Below are 1,636 nucleotides of genomic sequence, written 5' to 3' on the forward strand. Positions count from 1 at the left end.
TTTTTCTTTTTAACATCAGAGCATTTTAAATCAGATATGTTTTGAGATATGCAAAAATCTGGATATGCTGGGTCACAGTTTTGTCCAGACGGCGCCTGTGCTTGTTGTTGGGAACTGAAAGGATTAAAGTTTATATAAGTCGCAACTGCAACGACTGTACCAACTATAGATGCTATTATTCCTATTCTATTTAAACTTAATTTTGATTCTTTTTTAATTGGAGTTAAATGAATTTCTTCTAACTTGTTATGGTCAGATGTAATAGTAATATGTCTATTATATTTCTCGTATCCTTCTATCTCTACACGAACGCGTGCGGAAATTTTTGCTGCACTTAAGTTAGCATCAAATTTATAAATACCTTCGCTATCTGTATGAACAATGTACGTTTTATCGTTAAGTTCAAGAGTCACTTTTACCCCATCAACACCGTTTCTCGTTTCGCTGTTTAATATACGTCCGCTGTAAGTAATGGTAGCGTTGTTCATGATTTGCTCCAATAATAATAAAATCAAAATATCTAGAATGCTATAAAATGGCGCCAAGATTTAACGAGCATGTATTTCCAGCAGTATTAATAGTGAAGATACACTCGGCAAAATATATAAATCTTAATCAACACGCTTGAAGCCGAAATGTTTCTTTTATTAACCGAAACAATTAAGCTTGTATTTTTTATGATGACTCACTTAATAGTACTTATGTATTTACGTATTCTTTAGGTAGTTTCCTCTTAATAAATTTATAATACTTCGGTTTTTACTGAAAAAACAACTTCTATATAAGATTCATACTCAGTATGAATGATTACGGAAAAAATAAAACTTTTTTCGCTTCATTGTTAAATTGTCGATAAATGCTTACCTAATGGGCTTTTTATCATGCTCCTCGTCACTTGAACTTGGGTAGCAAGAGGAATTTTTGGCACCTCTGTTTTACTTTATAAGAATAAAAAGATACAAGCAATATGTTGTATGTGGCGCCTGTTTCAGTTCTCCCAAAAGAGTATTGACAGGCGCCCTGTTAAAAGCTAACCCACAAGTAATTCGTCCACAAAAAGTATAATGAAAAGGCAAGACTTTTGTTCATGTCCGCGTTGTGTGAACGGCGCGCGAGTATTATCTTGGAGTTCCAAATAAAGTAAACGCTACCCACTCAGATGGTAACGGGTGCCTGCTTTTGACTTCAATCATCGCTTTACGTAGTGCAACTGAGGGAATATCATCCTTAAGATACTTAATAAATGCTTGCATCAAATCGCTAGTGGCTACATCATCCACACTCCACAAACTCATAACTTATAATTACAAGCGAACGAGTACAAAGCTGCGCGGCGCAATTAGTAGTTGAGGTGCCATAACCGAAACCTAAGTCTGAAACAACCACAATTGCATTGGTTTCGGTTTCGTATATGGATGCAGTTTCTTGAAGCTATTAATATCAAAGCTATCTTTTTTGACTTTTATCAGGAATACCCGCATCAGTCGGTTTGGATAGAGGATTAGCATTTTTCCTGCTGCTGCGAACGGTTCTTAATCTTTCTACTAGAGAACTACCGCTATCAGTCGGTTCGGTTATAGGATCGACATATATTCTCCTCCTCCTGCGAACGCTTCCTGAATTTCCTACTAGAGGA

At 36.0% G+C, this 1,636-nt stretch carries 3 protein-coding genes; all 3 read right to left on the reverse strand.

Annotated features, from left to right (window positions below):
• Positions 1–488, reverse strand: a 488-nt coding sequence (locus AC2JBO_RS44890) for a peptidase associated/transthyretin-like domain-containing protein (RefSeq protein WP_496960081.1), incomplete at its 3' end; no start/stop codon positions are given.
• 630 nt (positions 489–1,118) lie between these two features.
• Entirely contained in the window at positions 1,119–1,295 is a 177-nt protein-coding gene (locus AC2JBO_RS44895; protein WP_496960082.1) for a CHAT domain-containing protein, read from the reverse strand.
• Between the two features lie 151 nt (positions 1,296–1,446).
• On the reverse strand, positions 1,447–1,636 hold a 190-nt coding region (locus AC2JBO_RS44900; RefSeq protein ID WP_496960083.1), incomplete at its 5' end, for a hypothetical protein.

The organism is Calothrix sp. CBUCES-K 9914, assembly GCF_059640475.1.

Excerpts from the sequence above, each read along its gene's own strand:
- AC2JBO_RS44895 (WP_496960082.1), bottom strand. The coding sequence starts at position 1,295 with ATGAGTTTGTGGAGTGTGGATGATGTAGCCACTAGCGATTTGATGCAA.